This is a genomic window from Amycolatopsis keratiniphila subsp. keratiniphila (assembly GCF_001620365.2).
GTDB lineage: Bacteria > Actinomycetota > Actinomycetes > Mycobacteriales > Pseudonocardiaceae > Amycolatopsis > Amycolatopsis keratiniphila.
Window position 1 is genome coordinate 6445 of the sequence record NZ_LQMT02000052.1, and the last position, 3430, is coordinate 9874.

Consider the following 3430-nt stretch of genomic DNA (forward strand, 5'->3'; position numbering starts at 1 on the left):
GCTCGACACCGGCCTCGTCGAGGTCCAGCAGGCCGACGGCGAATCCGTCGGAAGCGAGCCGCTTGGCCACGGCCGCTCCGATGCCGCGGCCGGCGCCGGTGACGATCGCTACACGGGAGGGGTGTTCGGTCACGGGTGTTCTCCTCGTCGTCGAGTGGAAGTGCCGTCGAGTCTGCCGTACTGAGCGGTCGGTTTGTAGAGATGTCAGGCCAGGAGTCTCGCTGTGATCGTAATCACGCGTGCCCGAACGGCCACTCCCGACGAGCTGAACGGAGGGTTCCGGCGCGACCAGGACAAGAACGCCTATCGGCCGCGGTATGTGCCCAGGCTCGAACGCCGTCGCCGGTAGTCGGCCAGCGCCCGGTCCACCAGCCGGGCGGCCGCGCCGGTGTACCGCTCAGGGGCCAGGAGCTCGTCCAGGTCCTCGCCGTCGAAGCAGGCGGCGAGGACCGGGTCGGCCAGCAGCGTGTCGCGGAGCGAACCGCCCGCGCGCGCCGCTTCGGTCATCCGTGCCTTCGCCGCGACGCGGCCCAGTGACGGCGTCAGGATCGCGGCGAGCCGCTCGGTCACCAAGAGGCCGCCGGTGCGGCCCAGGTTCTCCCGCATCCGGTCCGGGCGCACGACCAGCCCTTCCACCAGTTCGGCGGCGGTGGTGGCGGCGCCCCCGGTCAGCCGGAGGCAGTCCCGCAGCGGCAGCCATTCGGCGTGCCACGCACCGCCCGGTCGCTCGTCTTCGGCGAGCATGGCCTGTGCCAGGATCAGGGCGAGCGGCGGCACCTGCAGCGCGGCCGTGCGGATCAGCGTGGCGAGCACCGGGTTCTGTTTGTGCGGCATCGCCGAAGACACGCCCCGCGCGGCGCCCGTCGGTTCGGAGACCTCGCCGATTTCCGTGCGGGACAACGTTTGGACGTCGACGGCCAGCTTGCCGAGCGCTCCGGAGACCACCGCCAGCGCGGAGCCCAGTCCGGCCAGCGGGGCGCGCGCGGTGTGCCACGGCAGGACCGGTGTCGCGAGGCCCAGAGCGCGGGCGAACCCGTCGAGAAGGTCTTCGGGGTACCGCGCCGAACGCGCGGCCCCGAGCCTCAGGCGGGCGAACTCGACGTAACCGGCGAGCGTGCCCGCGGCGCCGCCGAGTTGGGCGGGGAGTGTGTCTCTCACCCGGCGAAGGCCGTCTTCGGCATCCGAGACCGACTGGAGCCAGCCCGCTGCTTTCAGCCCGAAGGTGACCGGCACCGCCTGCAACGCCAGGGTGCGGCCAGGCATGACCAGGTCCCGGTGCTCCTCCGCGAGCCTGGCCAGCCCTTCGGTCACCCGCTCCAGTTCGGCCAGGATCAGGCCGGTGGCCCGGTGCGCGAACAACATCGTGGCACTGTCGGCGATGTCCTGGCTGGTCGACCCGCGATGCACGTACTCGGCGGCCTCCGGATCGCGCTCGGCGACCGACGCGGTCAGATCGGCGACCAGCGCCACCACGGGATTCGCGGATTCGCGGCTCCGCCTCGCCAGGCTCACCGGGTCGACGGCCCGTGTCCGGGCGATCTCGCCGATCAGCTCCGCGGCCTCGCCGGGGACGACGCCGAGTTCGGCCTGGGCACGGGCCAAACCGGCCTCCGCGTCCAGCAGCGCCTGGAGCCAGGCTTCGTCCGACGTCGCCGCTTCCACCGGGGTGCCGGCCCGCACCGGGGAGAGCAAACCGGAGTCCTGGGCGCTCATCGCCCGCCCGTCACAGTGGTGAGAAGCCGGTCTGGCCGGTCGAGTCCGTTGCCCCGCCACGCCACATGCTGGTCGGGACGGATCAGTACCAGATCCCGTTCGTAGAGGTCGCGGGCCAGCGGGTCGGGCAGGTCGAGCACCTCGAGCGGGATGTTCCGCCGCGCCGCCTCGGTGCGCAGACCGACGGCGGGCGGTGCCTTCGGCCCCAGCCGGAGCAGGGTGAACCCGACCCCGAACCGGTCGAAGAGCGAACTGCCGGGTACGCGGATGTCGTCCAGCCACAGATGCGGCGCCCGGCCGCCCGGCACGCTGGTCGGGGTGTAGGTGCCGAACGAGTCCGCGGGCGGGGTGCCCCCGTCGTCGACGATCGGGGAACCGTCGTACCGGGCGCCGAGCTGGACACCGAGGGTGTCGAGCGTCCGGTCGCCGTAGTCCGCCAGCAGCCGTCCGAGCCGCAGGCGTTCCGCCCTGCCTTCGTCGGTGTCCTGCTCGACGCACCGCGGCCGCGTGACATTCGCCAGGCCGAGGTTGAGTTCCCGCGCGGCGCGGGTGTTGCGGATCGCGACCGGCCGCCGTTCGTGGTGGTAGGACGCGAGCAGCCCCGGCCCGCCCCAGCCCTGGACGGCGGCGGCCAGCTTCCAGGCCAGATTCGCCGCGTCGTCGAGTCCCGTGTTCATCCCGAACCCGCCGTTCGGGGTGAAGAGATGCGCCGCGTCTCCGGCCAGGAACACCCGCTCGGTGCCGAAGGTTTCCGCGACCAGTGCCATTCCCGAAGTCCACGGTCGCCTGCCGAGCACGGCGACCGGGACCGGCGCGCCCGCCGCCCGCTGTACCGCCGAGACGAGCGCGTCGTCGGGCGCCGAGTCCGGGTCGACGGAACTGGTGAGCAGGAAGAACTCGTCCTTGCCGTTGAGCGCGATGAGGTTCAGCACCAGATCGGTGTTCACCGCCCAATGACTCCACGCGCCGCCGTCGACGAGGAAATCCCGGTACAGCGTGGGGATCCGCAGATGCGCCGCGACCGTGCGGCCGCCGAGGATCTCCTGGTCGACCCGGTCCGCTCCGGCGTACCGGGCGCCGAGATGACCGCGGGTGAAGCCCCGGGCGCCGTCGCACCCCGCGACGTACCCCGCTCGCCAGTGCCGGATCCGGCCGCCGTCGTCTTCGGCAAGGAGGTCGACGCCGTCGTCGTCGGCGGCCAGCCCGGTCACCCGCCAGCCGAAGCACAGTTCGACGTTCGCCGCGGCACGGGCCCGGCGGTACAGCAGCCGCTCGACGTACATCTGGTTGGCACGGTGCATGGGCTCGGGCACCTGCGCAGTGCGGGGCGCCGACGCGACTTCGCGCATCAGGTCCCGCACGGCGGGCCGCCGGTTGCGGGCGAGCCGGAATCCGTTGTAGCGGGTGTAGAACGCGATATCCGGCGAGTGGTCCCAAGGCAGGCCCAGCTCGCGGACGGCACGGGCAAGACCGAGCCGGCGGTAGTGCTCCATGCTGCGGGCGCCGTGCGTGCTCCCGCGCGGCTGGTCCGAAGTGGACCCGGCGAGCTCGAACACCACCGACCGGACACCGTGGCGGTCGAGGAACAAGGCGAGCAACAGGCCCACCGGTCCGCCACCCACGATGGCGACCGGAGTCCTCGCCGGAGCGTTCATGGCCGTTTCCCTTCCGCTGGCGCTGGATCGGGGTGCGGGGTGGTCGTGAGTGTTTGGGTCGT

At 72.4% G+C, this 3430-nt stretch carries 3 protein-coding genes; all 3 read right to left on the reverse strand.

Annotated elements, in window-relative coordinates; translation table 11 throughout:
* Nucleotides 1-133, reverse strand: a 133-nt coding sequence (locus tag AVR91_RS44140; protein WP_394329985.1) for an SDR family NAD(P)-dependent oxidoreductase, incomplete at its 3' end; no start/stop codon positions are given.
* Between the two features lie 170 nt (nt 134-303).
* Nucleotides 304-1713 carry a class-II fumarase/aspartase family protein gene (locus tag AVR91_RS41130; protein ID WP_063276178.1) on the reverse strand — a complete coding sequence of 470 codons (1410 nt, stop codon included), beginning with the start codon at nt 1711-1713 and terminating at the stop codon, nt 304-306.
* A complete protein-coding gene (locus tag AVR91_RS41135) occupies nt 1710-3368 on the reverse strand; it encodes an FAD-dependent monooxygenase (protein WP_063276177.1) in 1659 nt (552 codons plus the stop codon). Before AVR91_RS41135 ends, AVR91_RS41130 begins: the two co-directional genes overlap by 4 nt.
* Between the last annotated feature and the right edge of the window lie 62 nt (nt 3369-3430).

Coding starts and splice junctions, on each gene's coding strand:
- AVR91_RS41130 (WP_063276178.1), bottom strand. CDS start 1,713: ATGAGCGCCCAGGACTCCGGTTTGCTCTCCCCGGTGCGGGCCGGCACC.
- AVR91_RS41135 (WP_063276177.1), bottom strand. CDS start 3,368: ATGAACGCTCCGGCGAGGACTCCGGTCGCCATCGTGGGTGGCGGACCG.